At 68.4% G+C, this 16,654-nt stretch carries 15 protein-coding genes and 4 pseudogenes; 12 read left to right on the top strand and 7 right to left on the bottom strand.

The window, feature by feature from the left end; all coding sequences use genetic code 11:
* Positions 1 to 22 precede the first annotated feature (22 nt).
* The 3 genes and pseudogenes from OG963_RS01510 to OG963_RS01500 all read left to right on the top strand — a co-directional run.
* Entirely contained in the window at positions 23 to 1,612 is a 1,590-nt protein-coding gene (locus tag OG963_RS01510) for a Mu transposase C-terminal domain-containing protein (protein WP_319740976.1), read from the top strand.
* A complete protein-coding gene (locus tag OG963_RS01505; RefSeq protein ID WP_371798198.1) occupies positions 1,609 to 2,388 on the top strand; it encodes an AAA family ATPase in 780 nt (259 codons plus the stop codon). The genes OG963_RS01510 and OG963_RS01505 overlap by 4 nt, the downstream gene beginning before the upstream one ends.
* A gap of 195 nt (positions 2,389 to 2,583) precedes the next feature.
* Positions 2,584 to 2,855 (top strand): annotated as a pseudogene (locus OG963_RS01500) (transposase); the annotation flags it as partial.
* Between the two features lie 39 nt (positions 2,856 to 2,894).
* Here the strand turns inward: OG963_RS01500 and OG963_RS01495 are convergent.
* Together OG963_RS01495 and OG963_RS01490 are read right to left on the bottom strand one after the other, a co-directional pair.
* The gene (locus OG963_RS01495; RefSeq protein ID WP_371798197.1) at positions 2,895 to 3,782 is read right to left on the bottom strand and encodes an SDR family oxidoreductase; all 888 of its coding nucleotides are present in this window, start codon (positions 3,780 to 3,782) and stop codon (positions 2,895 to 2,897) included.
* An 868-nt stretch (positions 3,783 to 4,650) separates the two neighbouring features.
* A complete protein-coding gene (locus OG963_RS01490; protein ID WP_327419754.1) occupies positions 4,651 to 5,241 on the bottom strand; it encodes a TetR/AcrR family transcriptional regulator in 591 nt (196 codons plus the stop codon).
* 111 nt (positions 5,242 to 5,352) lie between these two features.
* Here OG963_RS01490 and OG963_RS01485 point away from each other — a divergent pair, with 111 nt between their 5' ends.
* Together OG963_RS01485 and OG963_RS01480 are read left to right on the top strand one after the other, a co-directional pair.
* On the top strand, positions 5,353 to 6,363 hold the full coding sequence (locus OG963_RS01485; RefSeq protein ID WP_030932034.1) for an NADP-dependent oxidoreductase: 1,011 nt from the start codon (positions 5,353 to 5,355) through the stop codon (positions 6,361 to 6,363).
* Between the two features lie 359 nt (positions 6,364 to 6,722).
* Entirely contained in the window at positions 6,723 to 7,235 is a 513-nt protein-coding gene (locus OG963_RS01480; protein WP_371798196.1) for a cupin domain-containing protein, read from the top strand.
* Positions 7,236 to 7,502: 267 nt separating this feature from the next.
* Here the strand turns inward: OG963_RS01480 and OG963_RS01475 are convergent, their stop codons facing one another.
* From OG963_RS01475 to OG963_RS01465, 3 genes are all read right to left on the bottom strand, one after another.
* Complete coding sequence (locus OG963_RS01475) at positions 7,503 to 7,919, bottom strand: hypothetical protein (RefSeq protein WP_362277184.1); 417 nt, start codon at positions 7,917 to 7,919, stop codon at positions 7,503 to 7,505.
* The gene (locus OG963_RS01470; protein WP_371798195.1) at positions 7,814 to 8,314 is read right to left on the bottom strand and encodes an aldo/keto reductase; all 501 of its coding nucleotides are present in this window, start codon (positions 8,312 to 8,314) and stop codon (positions 7,814 to 7,816) included. Before OG963_RS01470 ends, OG963_RS01475 begins: the two co-directional genes overlap by 106 nt.
* A gap of 299 nt (positions 8,315 to 8,613) precedes the next feature.
* Positions 8,614 to 9,171 (bottom strand): hypothetical protein, encoded by a 558-nt coding sequence (locus OG963_RS01465; RefSeq protein WP_371798194.1) that lies wholly within the window; start codon positions 9,169 to 9,171, stop codon positions 8,614 to 8,616.
* Between the two features lie 168 nt (positions 9,172 to 9,339).
* Here OG963_RS01465 and OG963_RS01460 point away from each other — a divergent pair, with 168 nt between their 5' ends.
* Positions 9,340 to 10,032 (top strand): TetR/AcrR family transcriptional regulator, encoded by a 693-nt coding sequence (locus tag OG963_RS01460; RefSeq protein WP_371798193.1) that lies wholly within the window; start codon positions 9,340 to 9,342, stop codon positions 10,030 to 10,032.
* A gap of 225 nt (positions 10,033 to 10,257) precedes the next feature.
* A pseudogene (locus tag OG963_RS01455) lies at positions 10,258 to 11,123 on the top strand (IS5 family transposase).
* A 20-nt stretch (positions 11,124 to 11,143) separates the two neighbouring features.
* Here the strand turns inward: OG963_RS01455 and OG963_RS01450 are convergent.
* On the bottom strand, positions 11,144 to 12,109 hold the full coding sequence (locus OG963_RS01450) for an NAD(P)-dependent alcohol dehydrogenase (protein WP_371798192.1): 966 nt from the start codon (positions 12,107 to 12,109) through the stop codon (positions 11,144 to 11,146).
* A 101-nt stretch (positions 12,110 to 12,210) separates the two neighbouring features.
* On the opposite strand from OG963_RS01450, the gene OG963_RS01445 reads away from it, so the two are divergent.
* Both OG963_RS01445 and OG963_RS01440 read left to right on the top strand, forming a co-directional pair.
* On the top strand, positions 12,211 to 12,891 hold the full coding sequence (locus OG963_RS01445) for a TetR/AcrR family transcriptional regulator (protein WP_030932015.1): 681 nt from the start codon (positions 12,211 to 12,213) through the stop codon (positions 12,889 to 12,891).
* Positions 12,892 to 13,095: 204 nt separating this feature from the next.
* Positions 13,096 to 14,553 (top strand): annotated as a pseudogene (locus OG963_RS01440) (NF041680 family putative transposase).
* A 3-nt stretch (positions 14,554 to 14,556) separates the two neighbouring features.
* On the opposite strand, the gene OG963_RS01435 reads toward OG963_RS01440, so the two are convergent.
* Positions 14,557 to 14,937 carry a hypothetical protein gene (locus tag OG963_RS01435; RefSeq protein WP_371798191.1) on the bottom strand — a complete coding sequence of 127 codons (381 nt, stop codon included), beginning with the start codon at positions 14,935 to 14,937 and terminating at the stop codon, positions 14,557 to 14,559.
* A 232-nt stretch (positions 14,938 to 15,169) separates the two neighbouring features.
* On the opposite strand from OG963_RS01435, the pseudogene OG963_RS01430 reads away from it, so the two are divergent.
* The 3 genes and pseudogenes from OG963_RS01430 to OG963_RS01420 form a co-directional block, all read left to right on the top strand.
* Positions 15,170 to 15,271, top strand: a pseudogene (locus OG963_RS01430) (IS5/IS1182 family transposase); the annotation flags it as partial.
* A gap of 69 nt (positions 15,272 to 15,340) precedes the next feature.
* Positions 15,341 to 16,149, top strand: a protein-coding gene (locus OG963_RS01425; RefSeq protein WP_371798178.1) for an IS5 family transposase whose coding sequence is annotated in 2 segments (ribosomal slippage) — positions 15,341 to 15,680 and positions 15,680 to 16,149 — 810 coding nt in all. Because the reading frame shifts where the segments join, the coding sequence is not laid out codon by codon here.
* 196 nt (positions 16,150 to 16,345) lie between these two features.
* Positions 16,346 to 16,582, top strand: a complete 237-nt coding sequence (locus OG963_RS01420) for a hypothetical protein (protein ID WP_371798190.1) — start codon at positions 16,346 to 16,348, stop codon at positions 16,580 to 16,582.
* Positions 16,583 to 16,654 lie beyond the last annotated feature (72 nt).

Genomic DNA, 16,654 nt, shown 5'->3' with positions numbered 1-16,654 from the left:
AACCCAGCAGAAAGGCACCCGCGTGCCCGCCACGCCCCCACCCAACGGCCCCTACGACCTGACCACCCTGCGCAACGCATCCATCCAGCGACTCCTACGCCTACGCCACGACAACCGACTCACCACCGCCGCCCTGCGCGGCGTCAGCGAGGTCTTCCAGGTCAGCCCGCGCACCGTGCGGCGCTGGATGGACAACGCCGATGCCCACGACGGCACCTACACCCCCCAGGGCCGACGCCACTTCACCCTCACCCCAGCCATGCACGACGCACTGACCCGCTGGTGCGGCAACGTTACCGCGGCCTACCGCGAACTGATCAAAGACGGACTGCTGAACCACCCGCCGCGCGTCACACTGGCAACGTTCCACCGCGCCGTGCACCGCGAACTCAGCCCAGGACAACGCGCTGCCCTGCGCGGCGGAGAAAAAGCCCGACGCCGCCACGATGTCCACGGCCAGCGCCGGCCCGGCTTCCGCAACGACGCCTGGGAGACCGACCACGTCGAAGCCAGCGTCTGGGTCAACTTCGAAGGACAGCCACATAAGCCCTGGATCACCTGGTTCATCGACCACGCCACCGCCGTGATCTGCGGCATCGCCATCACCCCCCACACACCCAGCCGGGAAGCGATCCTCGCCGCCTTCCGCGACGCAGTGCTGTGCGGAGAACACCACCGGCCCTTCGGCGGCATCCCTGCCCTCGTACGCGTCGACAACGGCCGCGACTTCCTCAGCCCCACTGTCGAGCACGCGCTCAAAGCCTTCGGCACCGAACTGATCGTGCTGCCCCCCAACAGCCCCTATCTCAAAGGCACTGTCGAATCCCTCAACGCGGCCGTCAAACACACGCTCTTCATGGGCCTACCCGGCTACACCCACGCACCGGTCAGCCGCCGCGACAAACGCCCCACCGTCACCTGGGACATGGACGAACTCCTCCACTACGAAGCCTTCGTCACCCTCGTCCTGCAATGGGTCGACTGGTGGAACCACGAACACACCATCGCCCGCCTCCACCGCCGCACCCCCGCACAGGCCTGGCAAGCAGACCCGACCCCCATCGACACCATCGACCCGCTCGTCCTGCACACCTACACCCTCGAACGCCACGGCCCGCCACTGACCATCACCAGCAAAGGCGTCCACTGGAAGGGCGCCTACTACGTCGGCGACTGGATGCACGGCCACGGCAACGCCGGCGAACAAGTACACCTACGCCACGAACCCCACCACTACCACCAGGTCGAGCTCTACGACGCGGACACAGGCCGCTACCGCGGCCCCGCCACACGCGCCGACGAAATGACCCCCCAGCAGGCCCGCTCCTTAAGACGTGCCTGGCAGCGCGAAGCCGACCACTTCGCCACCAAGCGAAACAAGGCCCGCAAGAACGCCCGCGCCCGCTACGCCGCCACCTCAGCCCCCGTCCCGCCGACACTCCTCAACCGCCTCACCGCGCAGGAAGCAGCCGCCCAGCTCCGCGACCTCCAAGCCGGCGACCTGGCAGCCGAGGCACGCCCCGATCTCCTGCCCCGCCCCAAGCCGACCTCCGAACGCTGGACTGCCCCCAAGGCCGACTCCCCGAAGCCGCCCACTCAGGAGAAGCCATGACCACCCCGCCCGAAACCAACCCCAACTACCACTACCTCGGCCTTGCTGGCGCTCGCCCCATCCTCACCAACGCCAGCGAAGAGACCTACGCCAACCTCGTCACCACCCTGGGCGCCGACAACGGCAACGGCGCCATCATGTGCATCCACGGAGGCGTGGGCCTGGGCAAGACCTTCGCCGTCAACCTCCACCTCGACGAACTCGCACCCCACACCACCCTGCGCATCAAAGTCAGCTCCGCGAAGATCCAAGCCCTGCGCGCCTCGCTCTACAACAAGCTGGGCCTGCCCGGCGAAGCACCCGCCAACAGCACCCGATGCGAAACCATGATCAAAAGCGCACTCTCCGAAGGGCCTCGCGTGCTCGTCGTCGACGAAGCGCAATGGCTGGACACCAGGACCTTCGAGTTCATCCGCGAACTGTGGGACGACGAAGAGACCCGACTGTCCGTCGTCCTCGTCGGCGCCGAAACCACCTACCAAAAGATCAAGAACCGGCCTGCGCTCGACTCCCGCATCCTCATCTGGCAGCGCTACAAGCCCCTCACCCCGACCGAGGTCCTCACCACCATCCCGCAATACCACCCCGTCTGGACACACACGCCCCCCGACGACCTCCTGTGGATCGACGACCTCGCCTGCCACGGCAACTTCCGGCAATGGGCCAAGATCACATACCTCCTGCAGGAAGCGATGAACACCCCGCCCCACCCGGAGTACAGCCGCGACCTGGTCGCCGCCGTGTTCAGCAGGCTCGACCCCACCACCCGCCGGTAGCCACAGACTTCGCAACACGGCACGTTGTACGGCATCGGCCAAGGCGTACCTGTAGTCCCCGCAAGGGTTCGTCCACACGTCAGTCTGAGGAACTGCGAACCTGCACACTTCCGCGTTCGACGTCCTCCAGGCCAACGACACCGAACTCCTGGGCCGAACCCGGTGTAGGCCGCTTAAGTCCGGCCTACACGGGGCCCGGTTCCCAGAGACTCTGGACGGATCAGCGGCAATATGCGCCGTCCACGGCGCTACTGCCGGCGCCTGCTGCGGGTCTTCTACATGTCCGCGCAAGTCGCTGCCCGCTGCTGCCCCACCCCGAGGCGTTCTACGACCGCAAGAGAGCTGAAGGCAAGAACCACAGGCAAGCAGTCATTGCCCTCGCGCGGCGTCGATTGAACAATTTCTGGGCTCTCATACGCGACGGCCGAGTCTTCGAGATCGCCGCCCTGCAGACGGAAAGTCAGTAGTCACTCACCCTGCCCGGTCCCGGAGGCATCCCGTGGACTTCAGCCCAGGGCGGGATAGTCGCCGGCAGTGAGGTCGTCGATCAGGCTCGGGTGGGTGGGCTGCCAGCCGAACCGTTCCCGGGTCAGTGCACTCGACGACGGCATGTCAAGGGCGAACACGCGACCGATGACGCCGAAGCGCTCAGGCGGCGCCGACTCGACCGGCACGTCGAGCACGCCGCCGATGGCCTCGGCCAGCGACCGCATGGTGTCGCCCCCGTCGGCTACCGCGTGCAGGACCGTGCCCGGCGCGGCGTCCTCGAGTGCGATGCGGAACAGCGCTGCGGCGTCGAGCCGGTTGACCGCCGGCCAGCGCTGCGTGCCGTCACCGACGTACGCTGACACGCCCGTTTTCTGCGCGGCGGCGATGAGCACCGAGCAGAAGCCGTACTGCGACCCGCGCTGATGCACGGAACGCGGCAGCCGCACGACAGAGGACCGGACGCCCTGGGCGGCCAGAGCCAGTACCGTGCCGGAATTGCGGCCGCGGCCACCGACCGGACCGTCGGTGGTGTCGGGGTCCTCCTCGGTGGAGACGTGGCCTGGCATCATCGGCGTGAGGCCGGCATGCACGAACGGCTTGCCACTGCCCGCGAGTGCGGCCCCGAGGGTCTGCAGGGCGCGCGCTTCCTCGTCGATGCCCTGCTCCAAGTTGTTCCAGTCGTTGCTGAAGGCCAGGTTGATGACACCATCGGCCTGCGCGGCGCCGGCGCGGAGGCTGTCAAGGTCGGTGAGGTCTCCGCGGAGCGGCGTCCCGCCGGCAGCGGCGACGGCCGCAGCCGCCGCATCGGAACGCACCAGGCCGAGGACCTCGTGACCAGCGGCGATGAGTTCGGGAACGACAACTGAGCCAATGCTGCCGCTGGCTCCGGTGACGAACACGCGCATGGAAGGCTCCAAACGATTGCTGCGACGCTACGTCGCAGAATAAGCACTGACGGTCCAGGCCGCTCGCGCAACACCCGCCGCTGGAACATCCCCGACGAGGCGAGCGCATCTCCCCACCTCTACAGCAGGCGGAGTCGCAGCACAGCCGGCAAGGAGGCCCTCGACCACACAGACGCCAACGGGCGCCATTACGCCCGCCGGTTCCGCACCGAAGCACTCGCGGCCGTCGCCGACACATTCCAACACGTCGTCCCACGACGACGTAGCGTCCACGGCGTTGCGAACGCGAGTCGGAGCTCACGCCACCTGGTCGACACCCAGCTCGGCGAGCTGCGCGAGTTGTTGCCCGGTGAGCGTGTCGCGTCGGGTTTTCCGATTGCTGACTTCGCCCTGCCGAGCAGGCGAGCGAGCCTGCGACTTCCGGGGGTGCCGGGGGCATTTCAGTGCTGGTCGGCGGCCCGCCGCCCTGCCGGAGCCGGCTCATCCGCGTGACCATCGCCCCGAGCCACCGAGAGACCCTGCCTTCAGGCGCGTACAGCTAGAGGATCACCCGACCAGAACCCTCGTTGCCCAGCTGCGTCGGGAGATGAGCCAGCTGCGCCGGGTGAATGAGAGAGACACCAGCCGACTTGGCTTTTCGCCACGCGGCTCGGACACGCCCCAGGCGGCCGCGCTCCTGCGAGCGTTGATCGGCAGCCAACGCTGCCTGCTGGATGACGTAGATGCCTCGGAGCAGTTCGTGCGCGGCGATGGTGGCTATGTCCCGGCCGTTCAGCAGGAACCGGCAACCGCCTTGGCGGACTCGGCGTCGATCCGCACTTGTTGGGTGCACGGCCGAGTTCGCCGGTCCCGCGCGCGACGACTTCGGTTACGGGCGCGAGGGGTGGCGTTCTCCCTGGGTGTCGCTGTTCGCTGCGCTGGTCAGGATCGCGCTTGCGACAACGTCGAAGAGGTGACCGGCGCGTGGCGCGAGCGAGCGTTGATCGCCGAGCCAGGCGAGCGCCGTTACCAGCGCGAACAAGTCGGCGCCATCGATGTCGGTGCGCGCCGTGCCGGCGGCCTGGGCGCGGGCGAGGAGCCGCGCACCGGCCGCGCGCAGAGTGACGCACGAAGTGTGAAGTGCGGACTCGGTGTCCTCGATGGCGGCTGCCATCAGCGCGATCGCGCCCCGGTACTCGGTCGTCCACGCGACGCAGTCGCGCAGCCATGAGACGAGCGCATCGTCGGGGGAGTCGGACGTATCGAGGGCGTCTGCCTCGGCGGTCAGCTCGTCGAAGCTCGTGCGGAGCAGGGCGTCGAGCAGCGCCTCGCGCGTCGGGAAGTGGCGCAGCAGGGTCGCGAGTCCGACATCGGCCCTGCGCGCGATGTCGCGCAGTGACACGTCGACGCCTTGCTCGGTGATGGCGGTGCCCGCTACTGCGAGCAGGTGGTCGCGGTTCTTCCTGGCGTCGGCACGCATCTGTCCCTCTTGACTATCCGGATCAGTGGTCCATATATTCGGATCAGTGGTCCACTTATGTGGATCGCTGATCCGAATAAGACTATCCCGCAACGCGGGCAGGAGAAAACGATGCCGACACACACGATGAGGGCGGTCCGGCTCCATGAGCACGGCGGCCCTGAAGTTCTGCGTCACGACGAGGTGCCGATACCCGAGCCGGGACCGGGCGAGGTGCTCGTTCGCGTGCACGCGGTCGGCGTCAACCCTCCCGACTGGTACCTGCGCGACGGGATGTCCAACCTCCCGCCGGAAGTGAGGCCGAAGTTCAGCCTGCCGGTGATTCCGGGGACGGACCTGTCGGGCGTCGTCGAGGCCGTCGCCGCGGATGTGGACGGCTTCTGCGTCGGTGATGAAGTCTTCGGTCTCCTTCGCTTCCCCAGCTTCGACGGCAGCACATATGCCGAGTACGTGGCCGCGCCTGCGTCGGACCTCGCACTCAAACCGGCCGGCATCGATCACGTGCACGCCGCCGGGGCGCCCATGGCCGGGCTCACCGCGTGGCAGTTCCTGATCGACCTCGGACACGATCACCCATCGCCCTTCCAGGCGGCGCAGCATCGTCCGGTGCCACTCGACACCAACGTGACGGTACTCATCAACGGCGCCGCGGGCGGCGTGGGGCACTTCGCGCTGCAGCTGGCGAAATGGAAGGGGGCACGTGTCATCGCGGTGGCGTCGGGCGCGCATGAATCGTTCCTGAGCGAGCTCGGCGCCGACGAGTTCATCGACTACACCAAGAGCCGTCCCGAGGAACTCGTGCACGACGTCGACCTCGTTCTCGACGCCGTCGGCGGCCCCCACAGCAAGCGCCTCCTGCGCACGCTCAAGCGGGGCGGCTCCCAGTTCCCCGTGTTCTTCGGCGAATTCGACGAAGAAGAAAACGCGAAGCTGGGCGTCACCGTCACGGGCACCCAGGTCCGCTCGAACGGCGCACAGCTCGCCGAACTGGGACGCCTGCTCGACGCGGGCACGGTCCGCGTCGCGATCGACAGCACGTTTGCGCTCGCGGATGCCCGAGCCGCGCACGAACGCGCCGCCCGAGGGCACATCCAGGGCAAGATCGTGCTCACGGTCGCTTAGGAACGAGCCGTTCCACCGGCACGTCCGGCGCTCGTCCGCGGGGTGAGGCCGTATCTCCGCGAGGGCCGTGCACGGTCTGCCGCACAATCACGACAGTCAGCAGCCGCAGACGGCAGAACGGGGCGGTCACGGCTGCGGGGACCGCCGAGGCCAACGGGTTCCTGTTCCGTCTGCGCCGTAGGTAGCTGCTCGCGAAGCCGGACTGTTCACTCGTCGCTGGACTGCGGGGGCGGGGGATTGCGGGTGCGGGTGCGTGAGGTTTCCGCTTCCTCTGTGGCACCGGCCTGGGTGTACACGGTGGCTGAACGTCTCCCACGCAACCATCAACGACGCGGCACCCGCAACGCCACGGAGTGTCGTTGCAGTTACTACGCCCACGAAAGGGCGGACCGGTACGGTGCGGTCCGCCCCCGGGGCACTCTATTCCTCTGGAGCCCTACGGGACGCCGCCGGCGACGCTGTCCTCTCCGGTCGGCAAGTACCCCTGGGCGGAGACCGAGCGCGCCTTCGCTGCCATTGCCGGCCATGCCACCGGCAGCGAGGTGGACGGCATCTCTCTGAAGTACACCAACCCGTGGACCGGCGGGCCGGTCCTCCCGACGACTTCTTGCCGCGTGCAGCGGCTGGTCCCCGGCTTCCGCGGCGCCGCACGCCGACACACCGCCGCGACGACCCTGCACGTCGTGCGCGGCGAGGGCCGCACGGTCATCAACGGCGAGGAGTTCGCCTGGACGGACAAGGACATTTTCGTGGTGCCGTCCTGGACTTCCTACCACCACATCGTCGATTCATCCTCCGACGCGGTGCTGTTCGCCTACTCCAACGAACCTGTGGTCAAGGCACTCGGCCTGTACCGCGAGGAACTCCTCTGACCGGACCGGGCGGGCGGCGCGTGATCCTCCCCCGTCCGCGCCGCCCGCCGACCGATGCTCTCTCACCCAGCAGCCGTGGCAGGTCTCCTTCCTCGGCTGCTTCCACTGCGGAAACTGCCTGATCAGCCGCGATCAGCCGCCCACCTGCTCGCCCTGCTCGAGGCCCTGGCACAGCGCCGCCGCGAACTGCCGCACGAGCTGTGGTGGCAGCGCAGCGGGCCGCCCGGGTCGCAGGCCGGTAGCGTCCGCACGCCCCGGGGCGCTGATTCAGGACTCGTCCTCGGCGAGGAAGTGGTCGGCGACGGGGGTGCCGGCGAACTTCTCGTGCATGAGGCGGGAGAAGAGCAGCATCGCGTTGCGCGGGCGGTGCAGTACCGCGAGGTCCTGGGCCTGCCCGGCGGCGTTGCGGGTGACCGTGACGACGACCTTCAGGGGCTCGCCGTGAATCGAGGAGTCGTAGATCTCGAGGAAGCCGTCGTCGCCGAAGTCGCCGGCGTAGCTGAAGTCCTGGTGCCCGTACAGTTCGCGGGCCTTGACCACGATGGAGCGGACCGTCTCGGCGCCGCGCGCAGTGCCGTTCATCGCCGCGCCTTCCAGGGTGGCGTCGTCGGCCAGGTTGTCCAGCCACCACGGGTAGTAGCTGAGGCCCTGACGGTCGACATCGCCGTTGCCTGCGTTCTGCATGTCGTGTCTCCTTCGAAGATCCCGGCCAAAGGCCGGCTGGTGGGGGGTGGGCCGCCGGGGAGGGCAGCCCCGGCCAGCATATAGGAGCATATGCTCTTATTTTGCTTCCGCGCGATCAGGCCGGGCAGCCCGCCGTGGTCGTAGGCGAGGGCGCTCAGCATGTTGCGGATCTGGCTCATCAGGGGGCCGACGTGCGCGATCTTGCCCTCGTCACTGAGCTCCTTCATCGTGCCGATCTGGTCGGTGAAGGGCACGTCCGGGTCCACGCGGTGCAGGTGGAGGAGGTTGATCCGGTCCACGCCCAGCCGGCGCTGGCTCATCTCGCACCGGTGGCGCAGATAGGCGGGACGGTCGACCGGCACCCATGCGCCGGGCCGCGGTTGCATCTGGCCCACCTTCGTGGCGATGAGCGGGCGGTCGGGGTATGGGTGCAGAGCCTCGCGCAGGACGTCCTCGAGATGCCGAAGCCGTAGGCGTCGGCCGTGTCGATGTGATCGACGCCGAGCTCCACCGCCCGCCGGGCCGGTCGGATCGAGTGGTCCCGGGCCGCCCGCGGCCCTCAGATCCCCGGCCCGGCCGGCCTCGTGGCGCCGAACGCCGTCCGCCGCACCGTACTGTCGCCGAGCCGGGCCCTGTGGGGCGCGTCCGGACTCGCGCGGGGCATCCGCTCGCCGCGATCCCCGGTCGACACCGGTCAGCTCCTGGGGGTCGAGCGGGACAGGCGGAACGCCGAGACGAGGAAGAAGATTCCTCCGAGCGTGGCGTAGCCGGCGAGGGTGGTCAGCGAGGGGGCATCCTGTGAGGCGCCTCGGAAAAAGGACGCGCCGGCCAGCACCGAGATTCCGCCGCTGACGATCATGGCCCACTGGCCGCCCATCGGCCGGCGCGCGACGCCCACGAGGAGCTGGACCAGGCCGGAGACGACCGCCCACGCGCCCCAGACGCGCAGCACATCGGCGACGCCCGAGGCGCTGGCGACCGCGACGCCGACGGCGGCGAGCGAACTGATGGCCATGTTGGCGTACAGGCCCTTGACCGGCCCGGCTGCGCGCGCCGACCTGGCGTCGACGACGGCCGCGGCGACGTCGAAGGCGGGATAGAGGAACAGCAGCAGCTTGGCCCCGGTGGTGAGGTCGGAGCCGGAGACCAGCAGGAGCACCGCCCACGCGGCGGCGAAGACGAAGCGGATGACGTACAGCCGGCGCAGGGCGGGCGCGGTGTCGACGTGCTCGGCGGAGGCGACGGATGCCATGGGGTTCTCCAGTGAGTGCGGGGAGAGGTACGGGGATGGTTACGGGCGGCGGGAACGCCTCGAAGTAGAGAGAACGATCTCTCTTGTTAGCAGCCTGGCACACCCTGTCCGTTTAAACAAGAGAGATCGTTCTACATTGGATGTAGAGAGATCGTTCTATCCGCTATGATGAGCGACATGACACAGACGGAAGCCGGCACCGGCAAGAGAGTCTCAGAGGCCCGAGGGCGGCTCCTGAGGACCGCCGGGCAGCTCTTCTACGCCGAGGGCATTCACACGGTGGGCGTCGACCGCCTGGTCGCCGAGGCGAAGGTCACCAACGCCACCTTCTACCGCCACTTCCGCAGCAAAGAAGACCTGGCCGTGGCCTACATCGGAAGTGTCGACCAGGCGATCCGCACCCAGATCGGCGCCCTGATGGCCGCGGACGCGCCGACCGACGGCATCCTGCGAGGCATCGGTGCGTCCCTGGTCGAGCAGATCCGCCTGCCCGGCTACCGCGGATGCGCCTTTCTCAACGCGGCAGCGGAATTCCCGGCCCCCGACCATCCGGTCCACCGGGCCGTCGTGCAGCACCGCGAGTGGTTCCTGCAGACGATTACCGGCCTGTTCGCCGAGATCACGGACGCGTCCGCCGAGTACGCCGGGCGGCACTTCGTCATGCTCCGCGACGGCGCGATGAGCGCCGGCTACCTCGGCGACCCGGTCCTGGCCGGCGAGACCTTGCTGCGCGGCATCGAAGGACTGCTGCGGGTCCATGCCGCCCGTGGGCTCGAGGAAGGCGCCGCACCCGCCCCCGACCAGGCGCCTTCGGGGGCCACGACGGTCCCCGACATCGAGTGCTCGCCGCCCAGCGCGTAGCGGTCGGGGTGCGACCGGCCGCGTTCAGCGCCGAGTGAGCCGAGGCGCGGTCAGCTGCCGGACTGGAAGGCGCGCGAGAGTCGTAGGGCAAGCCGGCGCTCAAAGGCCGAGCACGGGGACGGCGAACCGCGCCGGCCCCGCCCGAACCGAAACCGGGGGAGCGTCCTCGCCTTGGCGTAGGCCGTGCATCGAAAGTAGGTCTTGGGCTGTGAATGATCACCGTTCATGGGTCGGGGAGATCTCACGGACGAGCAATGGGCGGTGCTGGAGCCGGTGTTGCCGAAGGGTGCCAGGACGGGGCGGCCACCCGTCTGGCCTCGGCGGCAGCTGATCGACGGCATACGGTTTCGTGTCCGGACGGGAGTTCCATGGCGGGACGTGCCCGTCGAGTACGGACCATGGAACAGGGTCTACGACCTGTTCCGCGGAACGGCACCTGGCACCGGATACTCACCCAGCCCCAGTCCCTGGCCGACGCGAAAGGCGCGATCACGTGGGACCTGAGCGTCGACTCCACGGTATGCCGTGCCCATCAGCACGGGGCCGGGGCCCGCAAGCGGGGTGACTCACGGAAAGAACCACCAGGCGGCATCTTCACCGAGCCTGGTGATCACGGGCTGGGACGCTCACGCGGCGGGTTCACCACCAAACTGCACCTGGCCGTCGAGCAGGGCCAAAAGCCCATGTCGATCGTGGTGACCGCTGGGCAGCGCGGGGACTCGCCGCAGTTCGAACCCGTCCTGGAGAAGATCCGCGTGCCCCGCATTGGGCCGGGGCGGTCACGTGTCCGTCCCCATCGAGTCCGCGCTGACAAGGCATACGCCTCCCGCAGAAACCGCGCTTACCTGCGCCGCCGCGGAATCCGCTGCACTATCCCCGACAAAGCCGACCAGGCGCGCAACCGTCTCAAGCGTGGATCGCGTGGCGGCCGGCCGCCGAAGTTCGACAAGGACGACTACAAACAGCGGCACGCGGTCGAGTGTGGGATCAACCGTCTCAAGAGGCACCGCACCGTCGCCACGCGATACGACAAGCTGGCGGTCCGCTACGAGGCGACCGTCCTCATCGCTGCCATCAACGAGTGGCTGTGATCAGCACCTCCACAGCCGTCCTACGCGACCCTGACCACGTACTTGCCCTGGACGCCGCCCGCTTCCAGCGCCTGGTGTGCCGCTGCTGTCTCCTCCAGGGGGAAGACCGTGTCCACCGCAGGGCTTAGGTTGCCCTCGACCACATGGCGGGCGAGGTCGTCGAAGTCCGCCCGCGTGGGGTTGCCGCTGAAGAAACGCACCCGGCCGTGTCCGTGGACCGTGCTGGCCGCGAGGTAGCCGAGCGACGCCGCGGGCCGTTTCAGGTCGAAGGCGATGGTGACCATGCGCCCGCCCGGATTCAGTAGGCGCCGGAAGGCCCGCAGGTCGGTCCCCGCGGTGTCCAGGACCACGTCGAAGCGGCCCAGTTCCGCCGGCCGCACGGTCCTGTGGTCGACGGCTTTGTGCGCGCCGAGCCCGCGGACGAAGTCGAGGTTGGCTGCACGGGCCAGGGCCGTGACCTCGGCGCCGTACGCCCGTCCGAGCTGGACGGCGGCGTTGCCGACACCGCCCGAAGCACCCCGGACGAGGAGTCGTTCGCCGGGGCGCAGCCCGGCTTTGTCCCGCAGCGCGGTGATGGCCGTGGTGGCTACCGGCAGCGCGGCGGCGTCCACCAGGTCAAGGCCGTCGGGGAGCCGGCCGACCCGCTCAGCGGGTACGGTCACGTACTCGGCGGCGCTGCCGAACCCGGAGGTGCGGCCCAAGACCCCCCATACGCGGTCGCCTGCCGCGAACCGGGTGACTCCGGCGCCCAGTGCGGCGACCTCGCCGGTGAAGTCCAAGCCGACGCGCTTGGGGAATTTCCGGCCGCTCAGGAGGCGGAGACGGCCGGCACGTGCTGCCAGTTCGCCGCCGTTGACGCTGAACGCGCGCACCTTCACAAGGACCTCGCCGGTGGCCGGCTCAGGGCGTGGCACGCAGCCCGTGTAGAGCACATCGGGGCCGCCATAGCGGTCGTAGAGGACTGCCTTCATCATGCGGTCGTTCATCGTTCTGCCTTTGCCGCCGGGGGCCGTACAGGGATCTGGCATCGACCGTAAGCTCTTAAGTGGACGCAATCGTCCGCTTGGACCGGAAGCGAGAGACAGTGATGGCGGAATCCTCTCGGATCACAGCCCGGGACGGGGTGCGGGCGGATGCCCGGCGCAACCGAGAGCGCGTCCTCGTCGCCGCCCGTGCGGTCTTTGCGGAGCACGGGATCGACGCCCCGATGGCGACCGTGGCCCGACGGGCCGGGGTCGGCGTGGCAACGCTGTACCGGCATTTCCCGACCCGGGACGCCCTGGTGAGAGGCGCGTTCGCGCAGCAGATGGAGACCTGCGCGCGGGCGCTCACCGAGGCTCTGGCCGCCCCTGACCCGTGGCAGGGTTTCCAGCAGCTGGTCGAGACGGTCTGCGCTCTGCAACGGGAGGAACGCGGGTTCCCGGCCGCGTTCGTCGCGGCCTTCCCGGAAACCGCGTCGGAACACGCGCAGTCCCGGCAACGAGCCGAGCGGGACTTCACGACTCTGGTACGCAGGGCCCAGGCGTCGGGCGCGCTACGGTCCGATTTTCACCCTTCCGACCTCGCCGTGGTCCTATTGGCACACTGCGGTCTGGCGACCGCCCTACCGGATGACGGTGCAGCGTCCCGGCGCCTGGTGGCCTATCTGCTCCAGTCGTTCCGCACCGACCCGGCCAACAAACCGCTGCCCCCACCGGCTGCACTGACACTGCGCAGCCTCCCGATTGCAACAGACAGTCCCCAGGGGCAACGACCCTCCCGAGCCTGACAAGAAACGGTACTTGCCGCCGAGCACATCCAGCCCGACAACTCCACTTTCGCAACAGGCCCTAGCTTGATCTTTAACATCCGGCGTCGAATCGTGCGTCGAACTTGATCGCTCGGTTCGGTAATCGGCGTACGCCAGAGCGGCCTTCGTTTGAACATGTGTTCCGACCAAGGAACACACACGTCCAGCACGAAGGCCGCGAGGCTGAGTTTGCTGCATCGTGATGCCCAGCAAGAGCCGTTGGCGCAACTGTCATGCTTCCGGGGTGAGTTCTACTCCTGTCTCACCGCTCGTTCGGACGCCTTGTTCGAGCTGGCTGATGCCGTCTTGTGCGGTGACGGGCCGGTGAGCTCTCTGGTCGAACTGTCGTTGGTGGGCGAACACCGCCGTGGTCATGGCGGCCTCTACGCCGCGGTGGCCCGTGGACGGGTCGATGCCGGGCCGGCTCCGGTGGGCACTGGCCAAGGTGCCGCTTCCGCGGGCCGTCGACGGCCGGCTGGTCCTGGCCGTCGACGTCACCTGCTGGCTGCGTCCCGACGCCCACACCTCACCCCAGCGGATCCTGTGCCACACCTACGGGCGGGGCAAGGACCAGCACATCCCTGTCCCCGGCTGGCCGTACTCGATCGTCTGCGCGCTCGAGCCCGGCCGCAGTTCGTGGACCGCACCGCTGGACGCACTTCGTCTGGCACCGGGGATGACACCGCCACCGTCACCGCCCAGCAGCTGCGTGACCTGGTCGAACGGCTCATCACGGCCGGACAGTGGTCCACCGGCGACCCGGACATCCTCATCGTCGCGGACGCCGGATACGACGCACCCCGCCTCGCCTTCCTCCTGGAGGACCTGCCGGTGCAGGTCCTGGCCCGGATGCGTTCGGACCGGGTCCTGCGTCGAGCCGTCCCGTCCCGGCAGCCGCACACCCGGGGCCGGCCGCCCCGACACGGTGGCGAGTTCGTCTTCGGGCGGCCTGACACCTGGGGCAGCCCGGACACCGAGACCGTCACCGACACACGTCTCTACGGCACCGCCAGGGCCCGTTCCTGGGACCGCCTGCACCCCAAGCTGACCCACCGCTCGTCCTGGGCCGCAGCGGACGGCACCCTCCCGATCGTGGAGGGAACCGTGATCCGTCTGGACATCGACCACCTGCCCAGCGGAGCCACCCCGAAGCCGGTCTGGCTGTGGTGGTCCGGCACCGACGCCACCCCCGCCGACGCCGACCGCCTCTGGCAGGCATACCTGCGGCGCTTCGACATCGAGCACACCTTCCGCCTGTTCAAACAGACCCTCGGCTGGACCTGCCCGAAGATCCGCACCCCCGAAGCAGCCGACCGCTGGACCTGGCTCATCCTCGCCGTCTACACCCAACTCCGTCTCGCCCGCCCGCTGGCAGCCGATCTCCGACGGCCGTGGGAGAAACCGAGCCCGCCGGACAGGCTCACGCCTGCCCGCGTCCGACGCGCTTTTCGGCACATCCGCCCGAAGGCCGCCTGCCCGGCCCAAGCACCGAAAACCGTCCGCGCCGGCCCCGGACGACCCCCAGGCCGCAAGAGCACCCGGCCCACCCCACGCCACGACGTGCACACAGTCCGCAAAACAGACACCACGAAACCGAGAACCAAGAAGTCCGCGACACCACGACCCCGCCGCACAGGTTAAAGATCAAGCTAGGTCGAGCGGCTTCCAGCCCGGTGCCGCGTTGAGGCTCCTGAGGTCGTCGAGAGCCGGGTCGATGCGGGGCGGCCGGGGCTCGCCGCCGAACCTGACCATGCGAGTGTCTTCCAAGGCCATCGATTCGACGTTGACCACGCGTGAAGGCGTGTCGGCCCGCAGCGGGCAGAGCGGCAGCTTGGTCGGCGTGAACGCGGCGAGATAGTCGATGACGATGTGCATCTCGATGCCGTCGGCGTTGAGCTTCCGCTTGCGGAAGTGTGAGCCGGCATTGTTCACGCGCAGGTGCAGGGCTGAGTGCCGGGCGGTGAACCGTCCGGCGAGCCGGTGCAGGTCGCCCTGTGAGGTGAGGGAGGACGGAAGGACGGTCACGCGGCGACCGTCGGGGGCTGGTGCACGAAGGTGGACTCTATGGCCGCGCGTAGTCGAGCAGGTTGCTCGGGAGAGCACAGTTTCATCGATCAACTGAGGTTGTCCCGTATGGGATCTGAGTTATCCGCTGAGAGCCATGTCGTGTAGGCCAATGAGGTGCCAACCGTGTTCAGGCACTTCCATCGAGCGGTGCGCTCAGGCGGAGCGCTGCAGCTCCTGTGTCGGCAACGACCGCCTGCGCATCCGTTGGGGGATCCGCGACGACATCCACGAAGCATTCCTCGTCCTCGGATGCACACTGATCTGCTGGCGTCGGCTGTCACAACTGGCCTAACTGATCGTTTCAGAATGAAGTTTGGTGTGGGGCTTGGCAGTTGGGTGTTGTTTCGGCAGGATCTGGTGAGTGCCTGTTGATCTTGTGCCTGATGACTTGTGGGAACGTGTGGCGCCGCTGTTGCCGGCCCGTGCGCCTCGGCGGTATCGGTATCCCGGGCGGTTGCCGGCGGATGACCGTGCTGCTCTGCGGGGCATCGTCTATGTGCTGTGCAAGAGCGTGAGCTGGCGGGATGTCCCTGCGGAACAGGTCGGCTGCAGCGGGGTGACGGCCTGGCGGCGTCTGCGGGACTGGACCGAGGCCGGTGTCTGGCCCCGGCTGCACGAGGTGCTGCTGGCCGAACTGCGGGCTACCGGCTTGCTGGACATGGACGACGCCGCAATCGACGGCTCGCACGTCAGAGCCCTCAAAGGGGGGCTCACACCGGACCTTCGCCGGTCGACCGGGCCCGGCCCGGAAGCAAACACCACCTGATCGTCGACCGACACGGCACCCCGCTCGCCGTCTCTTTGACCAGCGGAAACCGCCACGACGTCACCCAGCTCATGCCACTGCTGGACGCCATACCCCACATCCGTGGCCTGCGCGGCCGGCCCCGCCACCGGCCTCGGCGGCTCTTCGCCGACCGCGGCTACGACTACGACAAGTACAGGCGTCTCGTCCGCGCTCGGGGGATCACACCCAAGATCGCCCGCCGCGGTGTCCCGCACGGCTCCGGCCTGGGCAAGACCCGATGGGTCGTCGAGCGCACCTTCGCCTGGCTCCACCAGTTCAAACGCCTCCGCACCCGCTACGAGATACGCGCCGACCTCCACCTCGGACTGCTCCAACTCGCCTGCAGCATCATCTGCTTGAGACGACTCCGAACCTCATTCTGAAACGATCAGTAAGAATCCTCCGACTTCACGCAGACTGGCGGTTCCGTCAGCCAGATCCGTAACCCGAACGCTCCCGACGTCGGCGGGGAGACGCTGCTGGCCATGCACCCGCGGGCAGTTGACCGAGGGGTGCGGGTCGTGGAGGAGAAGCACTGGGACGGCCTGCCCACCGGCAAGGGACGCCGGGTCACCACCGGTGTCGTCCCGCCGCAGCCACGTCATGACCTCGGCGGCCGACGGCCTGGACCTGGACGGCGAGGACGTGCTGAGCATTGCCTGGAACGCACACATCACGGCGACCGGCGAGCAGCTCCCTGCCGAGGCGTTCACCATCCGACACCCCGAGCTCGACTCGTCCTGGAACTTCGACTTCGATGACCGAGACGAGATGGCTTGCCGACTGCCGCGTTTGGCCGCTCTCTACCTGGAGTGAGTTGGTTCTGGTTCGCTCATCGAGACCGCGTCATCACAGGCTCCGCAGCCAAGCGGTGTTCGAAGGTATCGG

The organism is Streptomyces sp. NBC_01707, from assembly GCF_041438805.1.
GTDB lineage: Bacteria > Actinomycetota > Actinomycetes > Streptomycetales > Streptomycetaceae > Streptomyces.
Note: the sequence above shows the minus strand (reverse complement) of the source record. Positions and strands in the feature narration are given on the sequence as shown.